Here is an 18,627-nt window from a genome sequence, read left to right on the forward strand (position 1 = left end):
TTTTTGTATTTATTATCTTATTAACATCTGTGTATATTTGCTCAAAAACGCTTAAGCAATTACCTGGTTAAATACTTCAACATGGTGCGACTCAACCAGCTCAGGCATGACATTATGAAAATAATGTGTAATAGCATCTTTAGCACAATGTTGATCGAACGCCTCACGACTAGCAAACTTTTCAACAAAGGCGACTTTATTATCGTCTTCAATACTGACATTCAATTCATAACGAATGCAGCCTAGCTCACGACGGGTATCGGGCACTAAACTTACCAACACCGCAATTAAAGCATCACGCTTGCCCGCTTTTGCCACAAATTGGGCCACGCAAACAATCTGTTGGGTGTTAATGGTATAATCTGGCATTATGTTTCCTTAGTTTTATACGTTAGCAGCATATCAAGATGTTCAATTCCGTCTTCAAGATACACATCAGAATTAACCACAAATCCAAGCTGTTGATAAAAATGACGTAAATAATCTTGAGCACCAATTTGGATATGGTCTTCAGGCCAGCGATGTTTGGCAATTGCTATTGCTCGCTGCATTAATTGATTTGCAACACCCTGACCTCGCGCCGATTTAGTAACAGCGACACGGCCAATACTCGCTTGAGGGTAACTAATATCGGGCGCTAACACGCGGCTATAAGCCTCTATATCACCCTGTTCATTCACACCCAATAAGTGCCTGGTTTGCGGATGTTTATCTTTTCCATCTAATTCAGAATATGGACAATTTTGCTCCACAACAAAAACATCGACTCGCAATTGTAATAACCCGTAAAGCTGTTCAAGCGTCAATTCAGAAAAACCAACGTCTAACCATTGTTCTGTCATCAAAAACCTTATTTATTTCTGCCAAACCCAAGCCATATTAACATGATTAATGAACTTCATTTGGTTCATCAGATGGGCTTTTTTCGGGTGGTTTTCGGATAAACAAAACCGCGATGACTGCAGTAAAAAGAAAACACGCCATGATAAAAAATACATCATTGTAGGCTTGAATATACGCTTGCTGTGACATATTTTTAGCAAGCAAGGCATAAGCTTGAGCATTAGCACTCACCGCATCAGAACCCGCAATTTGCAGTATCGAACTGGTATGTTCTATATAATTATACGCTTGTGAACTAACGGCGGGTAAAGTCTCTTTAATATGCGCCAGATGCCCTCTCGCGAGGTTATCAGTTAACGTCGCCACCATCGCGATACCAAACGCCCCACCTAAATTACGCATCACATTCAATACCGTCGAAGCAGAGGCATTTTCGTGCGGTTTAAGGTGCATTGTTGCTAAAATTCCAATAGGAACCAAAATAAACGGTTGCCCTAAAGCACGCACAATTTGCGAGGTAATCATTTGATCGCCAGCATAATCAATAGTCATATGGCTATTCATATAATAGCTCGTCGCAAATAACGCAAAACCCAGCGCAGCAAGATAGCGCGGATCAAATTTTTGCATTAATTTTGGCACAAATGGCAGCACTAATAACTGCGGAAAGCCCATCCACATAATCACTTTGCCAATTTCTAACGGGGTATAATCATGAATTTGGGATAAGTACAGCGGGATCATGTAAATGGCACCAAATAGGGCCATACCCAATAAAAAGTAAGCCACGGTGGACAACGCAAAGTCGCGCTGAGCAAGCAAACGGATATTCACTAATGGCTGCGCTTTACGTAACTGGATCCAAATAAATAAACTGATATTAATCGCGGCAATTATGGCGAGATTGCGAATAAGATCAGAGCCAAACCAGTCTTTACGGTTGCCCTCTTCTAACACGACTTCTAAACAGCCCATGCCCAATGCCATGGTGACAATGCCAGAGTAATCGGCATCTCTTAACTTATCCCAAATAATCGATTGGCGCTCTAAACCATAAGCCAACATCGCCATCACTAATAAACCTGGCGGAACATTGATGTAGAATAAATAATGCCAGCTAAATTGTTCGGTAAGCCAGCCTCCTAATGTTGGGCCAATAGACGGTGCAAATGTGGCCGTCACCCCAAACAATGCCATCCCCATGGCGCGCTTATTGTCAGGTAAAAACTCAAGGATCAGTCTAAATGCCAATGGAATTAATGCCCCGCCAAAGAACCCTTGCAAAGCCCGAAAAGCGATCATCGATTCAAGGTTCCAGGACATTGAACATAATACCGATGCGACAATAAAAGCTGCTGTAGTCCACAGTAAATAACGACGAGTAGATAATCCTGTACTCAACCAACCTGAGAGCGGGATAGCGATCATTTCAGCCACTAAATAAGCCGTGGCAATCCAACTACTTTCTTCTAGCGTCGCCCCCAAGCTGCCCTGAATCTCTTTCATCGACGCGTTGGTGATTTGAATATCCAAAATCGCCATAAACGCACCAATTAATCCACCAATAACCGCTACCCAAGATCGAAAACTTCCCCGCTGATAACCTGTCGGTTTGTTATCTAAGGTATTATTAGGTTGAACTTCAGAAGTATTTACCTCTGCAGCTGACTGGCTCATATTAGTGTCCTGCTGTCACAGGTGCTTGCTGGCCAACTGATGACTTAGCTAGTGCGTGTGATTGGGTCGCAGATTCAGTATCAACTTTAACCACGGCACTTAATCCAGGCAAAATACGCCCAACAGTTGATAATGGTTGATCGCGCTCAAGACGAATACGGACCGGAATACGCTGAACAATTTTAGTGAAATTACCGGTAGCATTCTCAGTGGGTAACAAACTAAATTTAGAACCTGACGCAGGTGCTAAACTGTCAATAAAACCATTAAAAACATCATCAGGATAAGCATCTAAACTGACTTTTACATGTTGACCAGGTTGCATATGCTCTATTTGAGTTTCTTTAAAGTTAGCCGTTATCCACACTTGTGAGTCTGGTACTAAACTGAACAGGGCTTGTCCTGGCTGCACATATTGGCCCACTAAGGCACCACGTTTACCAATAATGCCGGAAAATGGTGCCGTAATACGTGTATCAGCTAACTGAATATTAGCCAGCTCTACACTGGCTTGGGCTTGATCAACATCAGCTTCAACTTGCAACAACTGGGCATTAAATACCGACAATTCACGCTGCTTCGCCACAAGTGCAGCTTGCGCTTCGTCTACATGAGCAGAAGCCGAGTCAAAGTTGGCTTGCAGTTGATCCACATCATTTTGCGAGCTGTAATTACTGGCTTTTAGCTTTTGTGAACGCGCAAGTTGCTGTTTGGCAATTAATTGTTCAGACTGAGATGCCACAACAGCTGCCTTAGCTTGGTTAATTAATGCTTGTTGCAAATCAACTTTAGCTGCCAGAGTTTGTAAGTTAGCTTTCGAGCTGGCTAGCACCGCTTGGCTTTGTGCTAGCTTGGCGACAAACTGGCTGTCTTCCAGCTGTGCTAATAATTCACCTGCATTGACATGCTGATTATCAACCACAGTAGACTGCACAATATAGCCTGGTACTTTGACACTAATGTTAGAAATGTCTGTCTCGACATAGGCGTTATCCGTTGACTCGATATAACGAACTTGTGACCACCAATAAACGCCTGCAACAACTAACGCTAAAATAATACTTGGTACTAACACTAACCGCTTATTGATAGACATGTTTGACTCCTAATTTATTCTGCTCTAGTTTACTACTGTTTCCTCTATTTTATTAGATAGTAAAAATTCAACCTACTGTTCCACAGGTGTAACAATATGGATCTCAATCGTGTTCAAATATTCTCGCAAGTTGTAGAGCAAGGCAGCTTTACTGGTGCAGCTAAAGCACTTGGGATAACCAAAGCGACGGTAAGCCGTAAGGTGGCAGACTTAGAAGCCGATGCTGGTGTACAGTTGTTGTTTCGAACGACAAGGGCGTTAAAGCTCACTGAAGCTGGGTCGAGTTATTACCATCGCATCAATAAAATTTTGCAAGATTTACAAAATGCTCAAGATCTTCTCAGCGCTAGCCAACAAGACATTAAAGGCAATTTAAAAGTGATTTGTCCTATCGAGTTAGGCCAATTATTTTTAGGTCGTATTTTTGCTCGGTTTCTGGCGGCTTACCCCAACATTACCATTGATGCTGAACTGACAAATCGAAAGGTAGATGTAATTGAAGAAGGGGTCGATTTTCTGTTTCAAATTACTGAGCAACAAGACTCAAGGTTGCAAAGTTATTCACTTGTTACGGCCAGTCGAGTATTGATGGCAAGCCCGAATTACCTACAGAAACATGGCACGCCATTGGTTCCACAAGATTTAATACACCACACAGCAATAAAATTACAATCCGCCCATATTGATGGCGGTTGGCGTATTTTTGATGGAACTCATTGGCTTGACCTTGATCCGCCCGCACAGCTTAAAGTCAATAATGTCACTTTTGCCAGAGAAGCCGCTATTGAAGGATTAGGCATTACGGCCGTACCAGTATTTATTGCACAAGAAGCCATAGCTAATCAACAACTAATGCCAATTTTGGAAGACTTCCCAATGATGCAAACTAAAGTAACATTGAGCTTTCCTCAACGAGTATATTTACCTAGAAAATACCGCGTTTTTGTAGAGTTTTTATATGCTGCATTGTTTGATCGTTGGAATGAAGGAGTGCTTGAGGTTCCAGATTTTGTGACTCGCAAATCTCATAATTAAAAACACGTTTTTAAGCATAAAATAATCTATAGAATATATAGATATTTTTAACTAACTAGGTGCTATTATCAAATGTGTCGGGTGATTAATGTTCATCTTCTGGATAGGTTATTTCACCCCAGTATTCGCAATATCAATGATAAGTTTGGTTCAATAAATTGTTCAAATTCTAAGTGAGTATCAGGTGACTGATTAATAAGCACATTTGGTACTGATAACAAGAATTTCATTAAGTTAGTTACGCATTATGCATACTAGGAGTCATACAAATGAGCAAAGAACGTAATAATTCAAAAGAAGCGAAGAAGAAACCGGCAATGTCTTTAAAAGAGAAACGTGCAGCCAAGCACGCTAAACATGTTCCTGAAAATATTGCTAGTAATATCAAGTAGTTCATAAATAGTTTTTATAAAGATATTTATTTATAAAAAGCTTCATTTACACATTATAGCAACATAAAAATACCGAGCATTTGCTCGGTATTTTTGTTCGTACACCATTCAACAGTGATTAATTAACCAATATTAAAACTTGTACTTCACACCTACTTTAAGTTGCCAAGCAGACTGATTGATATCATAAGTGTTGTGATTACTGGTTTCGATACCATCTTGACCATAGGGTACTTTATAGGTGTAAACACCAGTATCAGCGTTATAATCATGATCAACCAATTTGGCCGTATTGTAGCTTTGGTATTCAACCACGCCCCAATCATCATTCACTAAATTAAGCACATTTTTGATATCAAAGTATAAAATACCTTTATGCTCATCAGTAAACCCTGGTAATTCTTGAGTAAAACGGAAGTCCAACTGGTGGATCCATGGCTGGTTGTCAGTACCTTTGGGAGCAATACTTCCAGCATATTGACTTAAGCCTATCTCATCAATGGCCGCTTTAAACTCTTCATAAGTTAATCCATCAGCATACTCAACGTTGGCATCATCAGCCCCTGTTGGAATATACGGTAAGTAATATGATGAACCAGAAAAATAGCTTTGGTCACCTAAATTACCATCACGATATGAACCTAGTGCCCATGTTACTGGACTGCCTTCTCTCGCCTCATAGAATAAATTAAAGCTTGAGTTGTAACCTGCGACAAACTCCACATCATAACCTAAGCTGAATGTGAAACGATGTGGTGTTTCATAATACCCAGTACCCATGGTTGTGCCATTACGGTCGAATTGCACTGGAGTATATTGGTAGTTAGATGTTGCTGTAGAAGATGAACCTTGGTTGCCTTCTTTAACTGAGTTATAAGCATAACCAGCACGCATGCTAAGGCCCATATCCCACTCTTTAGCAATAGAGAAGCTCAATGTTTTACTTGAACCATCATCTTCAGCATTAGTTAACATTAGGTCATAACGTTCAGTATTACCGCCAGCACCATTATTAGCTAATGGGTCCCATGTTTCATACACAACACGCCCAGTACCATCAACATTGATTTCGCGACGGGCTAAATCAACCCACGCCAAGTCATTTTCTTTTTGGATATATAAAAATTCACCGCCTACAAACCAATCATCACCTAAGGCACCTAAATCCCACGTACTGTCAAAACCAATACTTGCACGCCAGTCAGAAGGTAATTCAAAGTTAGGATCAATAGCATTGACGTTACCATCACCACCCACTAAACCCGTTTGAGCCTCAGTTGGAACATTAGCAAAATCAGGCGTTCCCCAAGTGTCATTCCAACCTTCGTTATAACTTAATAAGCTATTGCCATCATTTGAAAAACTATTTGAAATCCATACTGACGGAGAACCACCACTGTATCGACCCACACCACCGTATAAGGTCACATCATCACTTAATAAATATTTAAGTCCTACACGCGGTAACCAAATATCTTGTCCATCTAGGGTTTCGTTGTTAGCAAATCCATATCGACTAACAAAATTATCATTTAACGTAGGTGCGTCAGACATACTAATTGTTTCATAACGCATGCCGAACGTAAGTTCTAAATCTTCAGTAATATCCCATGAATCTTCAACAAACAACGCTAAAGTGTCCATGTTATAACTAGCACTTAAATCATTAACATTAGCAGAAATGGCATTTTGATAATTAAAATCACCTACCGCGCCATTTTCAAAGTCGTCAATAGAATCAAACTCCCAAGTACCCAGTACATCTTGAGCAAACAAGTTAAATACTTCAACGCTATTATATTGCACACCAAAGCCAATATCATGGTCACCTAAATAGTAGTCACCGACAAAACGTAGCTCAAGATTTTGATTATTTAATTCATTTGCTTGGCGAGAACGATCAGTGCCAAAAATTATGTTGTCACCTGAATCTTCGTAGGTTTGCACTGTCACCATACCAATGCCTAAATCATCAATTGTTTTCGATTTAGTAGTCGTATCTTTGTAAGCAATTTTGATTTCTGTACTAAAATCGTCAGTCCAATCGCTGTATAAATTTGCCGCGTAAGTCTCTAAGGTTTCTTCTTTGTCATACCAAGTGCTTGATAATTTTAATGACGAATCACTCGATGACATGTTGTTAGTTAAATTACCTATGGTCGATTGGTAAGTAAAACTGGCACGATGTTGGTCATTAATGTTCCAATCTATTTTAGCTAAGATCTTTTCATCTTTTTCTTGTGGTGAGGTGGTATAACCGCCAATGCTTTCAAGACCATAAACAGACTGAGCGATTTGTTGAACCTGAGTAAGTTCTTCTGAGGTTATATCTGACTCATTGGCAAAACCGCCGCCTTGTGGTCCCCATTCTGCCGACTTTGGCGCATCAAAATTCTCATATGAACCAAAGAAAAATAACGTATCTTTAATTAAAGGAAAGCCAACTGTTCCGCCAAATGTGGTTTCTTCAAAATCTTGGGTTAATGATTCGCCAGTGTCTTGATCTTTACCATCACCCGCCATGCTGTCATTGGTCGTTTCCCAAAAAACCGTACCGGATAAATCATTGGTGCCAGATTTAGTTACTGCATTAATTTGTGCACCGGTAAAACCACCACTGCGAGCAGAATAAGGCGATACATTAAGTGCAACACTCTCTACTGCATCAATAGAAATAGGTGAACGTTGAGTTGGATAGCCATTTGAATTAAGACCAAAATCATCGTTTTGTGAAATACCATCTACCACAAACGTGTTAAAACGGGGGTTCATGCCCGCCACACTCATTGAAATACCATCTGTACCCACAACCGCCATTGGATTTTGGCGCAACACATCTTTTAAATCGCGGTTAATACCAGGCGCGTTAGCAATATCTTGCTCACCAAAATCACTGTTACCGCCAGCGCTGCGGTGAGAAATTGCACTGCCAACGACGCCAACACGTTCCATATTGGTCACATTTTCTAGCGTCCGGTTAAAACGGAATGTTTCGCCCAATCCAAGGTATACATTATCTTCCTCGGTATCTGCAAATGCATCGGAGTCGACTTTAATAATGTAAGGACCGCCGACACGTAATCCTCGAGCGGTAAATTGACCCGAAGCACTTACTGGTACTTCAGTAACTGTGCCAGTTGGTTGGTGGATAATAGTAATTTTTGCATCGGTAACAGCATTGCCCGCAGGCCCGACAATATGACCTCGGATATCAGATGCGGTATCGGCCGCCATTGCTGGTAAAGCAATTCCCATAGCAAAACATGTCGCTAGCGCGAGACGACTCATCTTATGATTAAACAACATTTCAGACCCCTGAATATTTTTAGTGTTTAGTTACCCTTTTATCGGGCTTAGTAAATCAATAGAGCAAAAACTTCAGGGCGAAGCTTAGAGAGAATATGTTGCATTTTAATGTCATTTTTAAACGAAGTAAGTAACAGTAAAACAACCTTTGAATAACACATAAATGTCATATTGTTGGTATATAGTCGCGCCTTAAGTCTGTGTCACGGAACAAAAATCATTTTGTAAGCTGGCACATTAAAGACGCCGCTCTTGCCTTAGAAACAACAATGAATTGGGAAGTTTTATGAAATCGTCTGTTTTACTGAATAACATGTTACTGCTTGCAGGCAGTGTATTTATCAGCCTAGCACTCAGCACTCCAGTTGAAGCATTTGGTCAATTAGGCCATAGAATTGTGGGCCAAATCGCTCAAGACAATTTAAACCCAAAAGCCCAACAGAAAATAAACCAACTAACGGATGGCAAAAGCTTAGCGCAGATATCGACTTGGGCAGATGAAATTCGCTCCGATAAAACTTGGGATCGTGCGGCGCCATGGCATTACATTTCAATTGAAGACGACGAGACTTGGCAAAGCGTCAAACGCAATCCTGATGGCGATATCATCGAAAGTTTGCAACGTTTTGAAAAAGTATTAACAAATCCCAAAGCAAGTCAGCAAGATAAATGGCAAGCATTAGCATTTTACGTACACTTTGTTGGTGATATTCACCAACCTCTTCATGTTGGTCACAGCCATGATAAAGGTGGAAATACAATAAAACTCAAATGGTTTGGTGATGACACTAATCTACATACTGTGTGGGATAGCAAACTTATTGAACAACAGCAATTAAGTTATACAGAATACAGCCACTTTTTAAACCGCATTACAGATAAGCAACGCACGCAGTGGAAAGGAAAAAGCTATTTCCAATGGGCTGATGAGTCTAAACAACTAAGAAAAAGCACTTACCAATTAGAACAAAATTATCAAGGCGAAGATGACTTACGTTTTCACTATGTATTTATTAATACGCCGATTATCGAACAACGTTTACAGCAGGCAGGCATCAGATTAGCAGAAAAACTTAACGCGATTTTTGGCTAGACAAGGTTTGGTAAGGCTATATTCTCGTTAGAGAATAAGAACTCAACAAAAAAGCCAGTGAGGTTTATCACTGGCTTAATTAGATGGTCCGCCTCACCCCTAAGCTATACTTAGGGTAGGCTAATCAAAGAGGCGAACCATCATGTCTATTATTAAAGTAATTGGGATCGATTTAGGCAAATCTTCTTTTCATCTTGTTGGGCATGATCACACTGGTCGTGAACAATTTCGTAAACATTTAACTCGTTTAAAGCTCATTCAATTTCTGTCACAAACACCTAAAACAATGATTGCAATGGAATCATGTGGCGGTTCCCAGTGGTTGGCAAGAAAATGCCAAGCACTAGGTCATGAGGTTAAGCTCATTCCTCCCCAATATGTTAAGCCTTACGTTAAAACGAATAAAAATGATTATATTGATGCCGATGCAATAGCAGAAGCATGCACAAGACCATCGATGCGTTTTGTTGGTGTCAAAACAGAGACCTCACAAGTCATCAGCGTTATTCAGCGAGTTAGGTCTAGTTATATCAAAGAGCGGACAGCGTGTATGTCACGCATTGGAGCAATTTTACTCGAGTTTGGCATGAGCTTTCCTAGAGGGCATGCCAAAATGAAAGTGTTATTCCAATGGCTTGCCGATAACGGCGAACCGCTTCCAACCATGTTGATGCAAGAATTAATTGAACACCACGAGTATTACTTACTGCTTAATGAGCGTATAGCAGGGCAAGATAAAAAGCTTAAACAGCTTGTCGAGCAAGATGTGCGAGCGCAGCTATTAAAGACGATCCCTGGGGTGGGAGATTTAACCGCAGCTCAGTGTTTGGCCGATATCTCAGATGTCACGCATTTTAAAAATGGCCGTCAAATGGCCGCATGGATAGGATTAGTTCCTCATCAATATTCAACGGGAGGGAAGTCAACCTTGCTCGGGATAAGTAAGCGTGGAAATAAGGCGTTAAGAACGTTGTTTATTCATGGTGCTCGAGCGATGTTATCAAGGCCAGAAAAAGCGGTGGCCGTATTTGGAGAATGGATACTTGAGCTCAGAGCGAGGAAGCCATTTAATGTAGCCGTCGTTGCATTAGCGAATAAGTTGGTACGAATAGCGTGGTCGGTATTATCGACCAAGCAAGCATTTGAAATAAGAGTTTAACCCGAGTTTGCAGATGATAGAGAAGATGACAGAACGGTCAGACCACTAGATTGAAGACCTGACACAAAAAACAGCACCGAAAGTATGCTTTGGGCTTTTTGAGGACAATCTAGCGCGGAACTCATCGTGGAGCGGGTGGTAAAGCACCTAATGAAGACTCCGAATACATTAGCGCAAACCAACCTCGTTATCGAAAATATCATTTGCAATAACGAGGCGGACCATACATTTTGTTGGTGAGCACATATTGGTTAATCTATTTTGACTCATTCATTATGAGCAACAACTTTTTTCTTTATTACCTTTTGGGATCATGTCCCACAAGACTTTGGCCATTAACACAGCAAGCACGATGCCAGAAACGGCCACTACACCAGCTGGCAATAAAGCATGTTCTTCACCTATTTGCGGCATGACTTCAAAACCAAACGTGTCGACTAAGTAATTGACCAACATACCAAACACCAGTGACACCCCAATCACGCCCCCTAAATAGCCATACAATGCGCGTTTACCTAATTCTTTAGTTACCACGCCTAAGGTGGCAATATTGGTCGCGGGACCTGCCATCATAAAGACTAATACCGCACCAGGCGACACACCGGCTAATAGCAAACCAGCAGCAATAGGCGTTGAGGCAGTAGCGCAGATATACATAGGAATCGACACTAATACCATCACTAACATCGCCCAAATACCATCGCCCCATTTAACCAAAAAGTCAGTTGGCACATACGTTTGTACTAGTGCAGCAAAAAATAGTCCCACTAATAACCACAACGTTGTGTCTCTAACCAAATCGGTGGCTGCATAATGTAAGCCAGATAATACTCGACTAAACACGCTGTTATGCTTCAGTTCTGTTGCCAGATCTTGAGTTGAAGCGCAGCAACTGGCTTCGTCATTACTTTCGCTCGGCACATGGCTTACCACTTTAGCGGCACAACAGCTACTTGTGGGTGCAACTTCAGCTTGTGGGTCGGTTTTGCTACTGCAACAGCTTGATGTAACCGTTTCGACTTTTACTTTACTACTGCAACACGCTGAGGGTGTAGATTCAATAGGTTTATCAGTTGCTTTGCTGCTACAACAGCTACTCTGTTTCGCTTCTAAAACATTGCCAGTTAGCGAACTCGCTGGCGCCATTGGGCTCAACACCGATTCATGCTTAACTGCTTCTGGTTTAATCGCAGTCATTTTTACGCTAGCATTTTGCATGTTGCTAGTGGCTGTTTTACATGTTGATTTTATTTCAGAGCCGCTATCAGAGCTAGTAGTTGATTTGGACCCACAGCATGATGAAACCGGTTTGGCACTCGTTGTTGAATCATTTGCCGTTTGTGCTTTAACAGATGTTGACGCAGGAATACCATCATCGTCATCACGCCCCACCAATAAACCCGCTACTATGGCACTGGTAATAGCTGCAATAGGTCGCACTATGGCCATAAAAGGTCCAAGTAATACATACGACACAGTAATTGAATCAACTCCCGTTTCTGGTGTCGACACTAAAAACGAAGTCGTTGCCGCTTTTGAAGCTCCAGCGCGACGCAAACCTACTGCGGCTGGAATAACGCCACACGAGCATAAAGGTAAAGGTGCGCCTAATAATGCAGCTTTCACTACGGTTTTCATTCCATGCCCACCAAGTTGCTTTTGCATCCATGCCATAGGCACAAACACTTTAAGCAACCCAGCTAGCACCAAACCCAGTAATAACCATGGTGCGGATTCTAAAAATAAGTGCATAAAATTGGTCAATAACATAATTAGTCCTTATGACCTGATGAGGCAAAATGATGATGTTCTTTTTTGGCAATAATATGTTTATCTGACGACTCTAACGCTTCGAGTATTGAGCAATGCTCAGCACTATCAGGGCCGCCACAACAGGTATTCGATAAACTTTTCAGCGATGTCGCAAAATGTTGTAACTCAGCTAATTTGGCTTCGACTTGCTTAAGCTTGGTATCGACTACACCTTTTACTTCAGCGCATGCACGGTTAGACCTATCAACTTCAATAGACAATAACTCGGCAATATCATTAAGTGAAAAACCAACAGCCTTGGCGCGTAAAATAAATTTAAGTCGTTCAGAATCGCTGTGGTTATACAATCGATATCCGGCATCAGATCGACTTGATGGCGACAGCAAACCGTGCTTTTCGTAAAACCGTAATGTGTCAGCCTTAATGTCGTACAAGGCAGACAGTTCACCTATTCGGTACATATTTCAACCTCAGATAGAGATAAATTTTAGCATTAGGTACTCCAAATTATACATAAGTATAAACCTTAGAGTTACATCCAAGGTCAAGGGTTGTTCAACGATTATCTTTATGTATCTTTGTTCTTATTTCAATATTGTGAAATCACGCAGAAAAAACACCCAATAGAAGCGGTTTACGATAAAATACGCCCGCCGGAATCACAATGCAATCAGCCTAGAAGGTGTTAAACAATCAAAATACACCATGAGGGACTTTGGTAAAGCGGATTTTTGATAACTCTGTTTTACGAAAGATCCTTAAAATCTAACTAGTGGACCCTGTACCTACATGAATAATGTCAGACCAATTCGTCGCGCGCTATTAAGCGTATCAGATAAAACTGGAATCCTTGAATTTGCACAAGCGCTGCATGCACAAGGTGTTGAACTCCTATCTACGGGCGGTACTGCAAAATTACTTGCAGACAATAACATCCCGGTAATTGAGGTTTCTGACTACACTGGTCATCCAGAAATTATGGATGGTCGTGTTAAAACCCTACATCCAAAAATCCACGGCGGCATTTTAGCCCGTCGCGGTATTGACGAAATCGTCATGGAACAAAATGCCATTAACCCAATCGATTTGGTTGCGGTTAACCTATACCCATTTGCTGAAACTGTAGCAAAACCAGGTTGCACTTTAGCGGATGCAGTCGAGAACATCGACATTGGCGGCCCTACCATGGTTCGTTCTACAGCTAAAAACCACAAAGACACCACAATTGTGGTTAATGCTAAAGACTACAGCCGCGTCATCACAGAGATGCAAGCCAACAACGGCAGCACTACACTCGCAACACGTTTTGACTTAGCCATTGCAGCCTTTGAACACACCGCTGCATATGACGGTATGATTGCTAATTATTTTGGCACCATGGTTCCTGCACACAGCACTGACGAATGTCATGATGATTCAACATTTCCACGTACTTTCAATAGTCAGTTTGTAAAAAAACAAGACTTGCGTTACGGTGAAAACAGTCATCAAAAAGCGGCATTTTACGTCGACACGCAAATTGATGAAGCCTCTGTTGCCAGTGCTATTCAGCTACAAGGTAAGGCTTTGTCTTACAACAATATCGCCGATACCGATTCAGCTCTTGAATGTGTAAAAGAATTCGAAGGCCCAGCCTGCGTTATTGTTAAGCATGCCAACCCTTGTGGTGTGGCATTAGGCGCTAACTTGTTAGAAGCTTATGACCGCGCATTTAAAACTGACCCAACATCAGCATTTGGTGGCATCATCGCCTTTAACCAAGAGTTAGATGCTCAAACGGCACAAGCGATTGTTGACCGTCAGTTTGTTGAAGTCATCATTGCCCCTAAAGTCAGCCAAGCCGCACGCGATATCATTGCAGCAAAAGCTAACGTGCGTTTATTAGAATGTGGTGAATGGAACACTAAAACAACTTCACTTGACTACAAACGCGTTAACGGTGGTTTGTTAGTACAAGATCGCGATCAAGGTATGGTGAGTTTAACCGACGTTAAAGTGGTATCGAAGCGTCAACCAACCGCTGAACAATTAAAAGACTTAATGTTCTGCTGGAAAGTGGCTAAGTTTGTTAAATCTAACGCCATTGTTTACGCCAAAGATGGTATGACCATTGGTGTCGGCGCAGGCCAAATGAGCCGCGTTTATTCTGCTAAAATCGCGGGCATTAAAGCTGCCGATGAAGGTTTAGTGGTTGAAAACTCAGTAATGGCATCTGATGCGTTTTTCCCATTCCGTGATGGTATCGACGCAGCCGCAGCTGCGGGTATTAGTTGTATCATCCAACCGGGTGGTTCAATCCGCGATGAAGAAATCATCGCCGCAGCAGACGAGCACGGTATGGCAATGGTGTTTACTGGCATGCGTCACTTCCGCCACTAATAAACGCTAATATCAAATATAGGTATCGCTTATCAATCATGTTTTTGCTAAATGCTTTTGCAAACATAGATAACAAGCGATACTTTTTAAATTTTGTTTAACGAATTAGAGCATAGCTATAAAAGGATTAAAGATGCAGGTACTTATAATTGGTGGTGGCGGTCGTGAACATGCTCTAGCTTGGAAAGCGGCTCAGTCTGCTCAAGTTGAAAAAGTGTTTGTTGCACCCGGTAATGCTGGTACGTCTTTAGAACCTAAATTAGAAAACGTTGCCATTGATGTCGAGCAAATTGACGCACTTGTCGCCTTTGCCAAAGATAATGCCATCGCGATTACTATTGTCGGCCCAGAAGTACCATTATCGCTAGGCGTAGTTGATGCTTTTAATGCAGCTGGTTTAGCCATTTTTGGCCCAACCAAAGGCGCGGCACAGCTTGAGTCTTCAAAAGCTTTTACTAAAGACTTTTTGGCTCGTCATCATATTCCAACGGCTGAATATTCAAACTTTACCGACATCGTTCCAGCTAAAGCGTACGTTACCGAACTCACAAACAAAACAGGCTTTCCGGTTGTAATTAAAGCCGACGGTTTAGCTGCGGGTAAAGGTGTCATCATCGCTGCGGACCAAGCAGAAGCCGATGCAGCCATTGACGATATGCTAGCAGGCAATAAGTTTGGTGATGCCGGTTCACGTGTGGTAATTGAAGAATTCTTGAAGGGTGAAGAAGCCAGCTTTATTGTCATGGTAGACGGTAAGAATATTCTTGCTATGGCCACCAGCCAAGACCATAAAGCCCGCGATAATGGCGACTATGGCCCTAACACTGGCGGCATGGGAGCCTATTCTCCTGCACCCGTTGTGACTCAAGCGGTACACGACTGGACTATCGCTAATGTTATCCGTCCAACGGTAGATGGCATGGCCGCTGAAGGTAACGTTTATACCGGCTTCTTATACGCAGGTTTAATGATTTCACCAGACGGTAGCGCGAAAGTGCTTGAATACAACTGCCGCTTTGGCGACCCAGAAACTCAACCGATTATGATGCGTTTGCAGTCAGATATTGTAGAACTTTGTTTAGCCGCAACTCGTGGTGAATTAGACAAAGTAACTGCAGAGTTTGACTCGCGTGCAGCGGTAGGCGTTGTGTTAGCCGCTGGCGGTTATCCAGATGCTTATCACAAAGGTGATGTCATTGACGGCTTAACTCTTGGCGATACCAACGGTAAAGTGTTCCATGCTGGTACTAGTATTAAAGACGGCCATGTTGTCACTAATGGCGGCCGAGTATTATGTGCTACTGCATTAGGTAACACGGTGACCGAAGCGCAAAAGTCAGCTTACGCATTAGTAGATGCCATTCATTGGGATGATGTGTATTTTCGTACTGATATTGCCTATCGCGCCATTGCGCGCGAGCAAGCTAAAAGCTAATAACTGAATAGTTAATTTAGTTCGCTAAAAACCTGTGATGGCAACATCACAGGTTTTTTATAATCTGCATATGTATCAAAGATTAATTACAGTTTACCTTAGCTATAATTAACAACTTCTATGATTTAGATCACAAAAATAACACACTTCAAAGAGCAATCTAATAATTAGAAAGGAGTTTGGTTAGTTTAATGCTTCGAACTCCTGTACTTTAGATAACATAATCGAAATGATTATTGGAGGATTTAATGAGATTTAATAACAGCGACCTGATTTATCAAGGCGAAAAATCAGGGCTTCATAATTGGCACACCGCCAATGGCAACTCTTTCTATTGGCATACTGATTGGTTAAATATTGCAGAAGATATGACAGGCCATAAAGCCTTAGAAAAAGTTGATATCCCTAAAGGTAAAGCCACTAAAGCTGATGCAGAAAAAGCCATCTTGAAACATTTAAATAAATAATTGTTACGGCGTATTAAGTAATATTGACCTATAAATGCTAAAAAAGTCGCCCCTTTTAATGAGGATATCTCTGGTTACAGCGGATATCCTCAACCGTGTTTTTTCAAACTTATTCAAACTTATTCATACGATCTAGCTTCTTACGCATATATAACCAATAGAAATAACTAACTAATCACACAGTTCCATAATAGTCACCATATCCTTTCAAAAGTTCTCCCCTCAAAGCTAACAATGTTCGACTTATCACATCTTTTTATGTCAGGATGTGTGTCTGTTACAAATAAGTTATCAACTTATAAACAAAAAATCTCAGGTAGAGATATTCGACGGTGAACCATTCTCACTTTCAAATATTTACTTCATCTCTAGACCTGATTTGATATCAACAACAATTAATTAATAACAACTAACACCAAATCGCTTTATCGATATTGGTCAATAATAATGATAATAAAGGACCTTTCATGTCTCAAACGACACCCTCCGAGCACAAGCAACCCAGCTTGCTTGATGCACTAATCCCCGTTTTTGCACTTATTCTTATGCTCGCGGCAGCGGTTTATCTGTTTTCTTCAGACAGCTCATCAGGCGCCAATCAAATAGCATTAGTGTTAGCGGCATGTATTGCCATGATCATCGGTTATAAAAATGGTTATAGCTGGAATCAAATGGAACGGGGTATCGTCAAAAGTATTGGTGTTGCGACCGGTGCTTTATTGATTCTATTCAGCGTAGGTTCGCTCATTGGTACGTGGATTTTAGCCGGTACAGTTCCGACGATGATTTATTATGGTATGCAAATCCTTAACCCAGACTACTTTTATACTGCCTGCTGTTTATTGTGTGCGGTGGTTGCACTGAGTATTGGTAGCTCGTGGACCGTTGCAGGTACCTTAGGTATTGCCTTAGTGGGTATTTCGTCTGCAATGGGATTAGATGTCAATATTACTGCTGGTGCCATCATCAGTGGCGCGTATTTTGGTGATAAAATGTCACCCATGTCAGACACCACAAACCTTGCCCCTGCTGTCGCGGGTACAGACATTTTTAGCCATATCCGCCACATGACATGGACCACAGTACCCAGCATTATCATTGCCCTGATTGGTTTTACTTTTTTAGGCCTTACAGCAGAGGCTGCCCCGATAGAAAACCAACTCGCAGATACCTTGGCTTTATTGGATAAGACCTATAGCCCAGGAATACATTTATTGATCCCGTTATTAGTGGTGTTGTATTTAGCTAACCGCAAAATGCCAGCGTTTCCAACGGTCATATTAGGTACCTTAGCTGGCGCGGTGTGCGCGGCATTGTTTCAGTTTGATAACGTGATTGCCTTTGTACACGACGACACGCTAGTGCCGATTGTGGCGTTAGTAAAAGGTTTATGGATAGCCATGTTTGACGGCTATGTCGCTAACACAGGCGATGAGGTATTAGATAATTTATTAAGCCGTGGTGGCATGAGCAGCATGGTCACTACAGTGTGGTTAATTCTGTGTGCTATGGCATTTGGTGGCGTAATGGAAGTCACTGGATTATTGAATCGTATTTTAGAAAGTATTCTCACCGTAGTAACGGGTTCCGCTAGCTTAATTATTACTACTCTTGGTGTGTGTATTGGCGCTAACATCATTACTGCCGATCAATATATTGCCATTGTACTGCCAGGCAGAATGTTAAAGGTGGAATACACTCGCCGTAAGTTGGCCGCGGTTAATTTAAGCCGTTCACTAGAAGACTCAGCAACCGTAACCAGTCCGCTAGTGCCATGGAATACCTGTGGTGCCTTTATGGCCAGTACACTTGGGGTAGCGACTGTAGCTTACCTGCCCTACGCCTTCTTTAACTTAGTGTGTCCGTTTATTAGTGCATCTTATGCTTATTTCAATTTCAAAATTGAGCCATTAGACGAAACTAAAATAAGCACTGGCGAAGTAGTCGGTTAACTAAGAAGCCGCCTATTAAC

Annotated in this window: 15 protein-coding genes; 8 read left to right on the forward strand and 7 right to left on the reverse strand. The window is 41.6% G+C overall.

The window, feature by feature from the left end:
• Positions 1-51: 51 nt before the first annotated feature.
• From FCN25_RS07060 to FCN25_RS07075, 4 genes are read right to left on the reverse strand one after another with little or no spacing between them, the layout of a single operon-like run.
• Positions 52-369, reverse strand: a complete 318-nt coding sequence (locus FCN25_RS07060) for a putative quinol monooxygenase (RefSeq protein WP_137223271.1) — start codon at positions 367-369, stop codon at positions 52-54.
• A complete protein-coding gene (locus FCN25_RS07065) occupies positions 369-842 on the reverse strand; it encodes a GNAT family N-acetyltransferase (protein ID WP_137223273.1) in 474 nt (157 codons plus the stop codon). The genes FCN25_RS07060 and FCN25_RS07065 overlap by 1 nt, the downstream gene beginning before the upstream one ends.
• A 46-nt stretch (positions 843-888) precedes the next feature.
• Complete coding sequence (locus tag FCN25_RS07070; protein WP_137223275.1) at positions 889-2,520, reverse strand: DHA2 family efflux MFS transporter permease subunit; 1,632 nt, start codon at positions 2,518-2,520, stop codon at positions 889-891.
• 1 nt (position 2,521) lies between these two features.
• Positions 2,522-3,616 carry an HlyD family secretion protein gene (locus FCN25_RS07075; protein ID WP_137223277.1) on the reverse strand — a complete coding sequence of 365 codons (1,095 nt, stop codon included), beginning with the start codon at positions 3,614-3,616 and terminating at the stop codon, positions 2,522-2,524.
• A gap of 96 nt (positions 3,617-3,712) precedes the next feature.
• Here FCN25_RS07075 and FCN25_RS07080 point away from each other — a divergent pair, with 96 nt between their 5' ends.
• Together FCN25_RS07080 and FCN25_RS21240 are read left to right on the forward strand one after the other, a co-directional pair.
• Positions 3,713-4,651 carry a LysR family transcriptional regulator gene (locus tag FCN25_RS07080; RefSeq protein WP_137223279.1) on the forward strand — a complete coding sequence of 313 codons (939 nt, stop codon included), beginning with the start codon at positions 3,713-3,715 and terminating at the stop codon, positions 4,649-4,651.
• Between the two features lie 269 nt (positions 4,652-4,920).
• The gene (locus tag FCN25_RS21240; RefSeq protein ID WP_276611788.1) at positions 4,921-5,043 is read left to right on the forward strand and encodes a hypothetical protein; all 123 of its coding nucleotides are present in this window, start codon (positions 4,921-4,923) and stop codon (positions 5,041-5,043) included.
• Between the two features lie 132 nt (positions 5,044-5,175).
• On the opposite strand, the gene FCN25_RS07085 is transcribed toward FCN25_RS21240, so the two are convergent.
• A complete protein-coding gene (locus tag FCN25_RS07085; protein ID WP_137223281.1) occupies positions 5,176-8,349 on the reverse strand; it encodes a TonB-dependent receptor in 3,174 nt (1,057 codons plus the stop codon).
• A gap of 286 nt (positions 8,350-8,635) precedes the next feature.
• On the opposite strand from FCN25_RS07085, the gene FCN25_RS07090 reads away from it, so the two are divergent.
• Together FCN25_RS07090 and FCN25_RS07095 are read left to right on the forward strand one after the other, a co-directional pair.
• Entirely contained in the window at positions 8,636-9,442 is an 807-nt protein-coding gene (locus FCN25_RS07090; RefSeq protein ID WP_137223283.1) for a S1/P1 nuclease, read from the forward strand.
• Positions 9,443-9,584: 142 nt separating this feature from the next.
• Positions 9,585-10,601, forward strand: coding sequence for an IS110 family transposase (locus FCN25_RS07095; RefSeq protein WP_137223285.1), 1,017 nt, complete (start codon positions 9,585-9,587; stop codon positions 10,599-10,601).
• A gap of 273 nt (positions 10,602-10,874) precedes the next feature.
• Here FCN25_RS07095 and FCN25_RS07100 read toward each other — a convergent pair whose 3' ends face one another.
• Together FCN25_RS07100 and zntR are read right to left on the reverse strand one after the other, a co-directional pair.
• Entirely contained in the window at positions 10,875-12,371 is a 1,497-nt protein-coding gene (locus tag FCN25_RS07100) for an SO_0444 family Cu/Zn efflux transporter (RefSeq protein ID WP_137223287.1), read from the reverse strand.
• A gap of 2 nt (positions 12,372-12,373) precedes the next feature.
• On the reverse strand, positions 12,374-12,835 hold the full coding sequence (gene zntR, locus FCN25_RS07105; RefSeq protein WP_137223289.1) for a Zn(2+)-responsive transcriptional regulator: 462 nt from the start codon (positions 12,833-12,835) through the stop codon (positions 12,374-12,376).
• A gap of 328 nt (positions 12,836-13,163) precedes the next feature.
• On the opposite strand from zntR, the gene purH reads away from it, so the two are divergent.
• The 4 genes from purH (at position 13,164) to nhaC (ending at position 18,607) form a co-directional block, all read left to right on the forward strand.
• Positions 13,164-14,753: a bifunctional phosphoribosylaminoimidazolecarboxamide formyltransferase/IMP cyclohydrolase gene (purH, locus tag FCN25_RS07110; RefSeq protein WP_137223291.1), complete on the forward strand. Its 1,590-nt coding sequence runs from the start codon at positions 13,164-13,166 to the stop codon at positions 14,751-14,753.
• A gap of 133 nt (positions 14,754-14,886) precedes the next feature.
• The gene (purD, locus tag FCN25_RS07115; protein WP_137223293.1) at positions 14,887-16,188 is read left to right on the forward strand and encodes a phosphoribosylamine--glycine ligase; all 1,302 of its coding nucleotides are present in this window, start codon (positions 14,887-14,889) and stop codon (positions 16,186-16,188) included.
• Between the two features lie 248 nt (positions 16,189-16,436).
• Positions 16,437-16,655 (forward strand): hypothetical protein, encoded by a 219-nt coding sequence (locus tag FCN25_RS07120; RefSeq protein WP_137223295.1) that lies wholly within the window; start codon positions 16,437-16,439, stop codon positions 16,653-16,655.
• Between the two features lie 467 nt (positions 16,656-17,122).
• Complete coding sequence (nhaC, locus tag FCN25_RS07125) at positions 17,123-18,607, forward strand: Na+/H+ antiporter NhaC (RefSeq protein WP_137223297.1); 1,485 nt, start codon at positions 17,123-17,125, stop codon at positions 18,605-18,607.
• Positions 18,608-18,627 lie beyond the last annotated feature (20 nt).

This window comes from Shewanella sp. MEBiC00475 (assembly GCF_005234075.1).
GTDB classification, from domain to species: domain Bacteria; phylum Pseudomonadota; class Gammaproteobacteria; order Enterobacterales; family Shewanellaceae; genus Shewanella; species Shewanella polaris.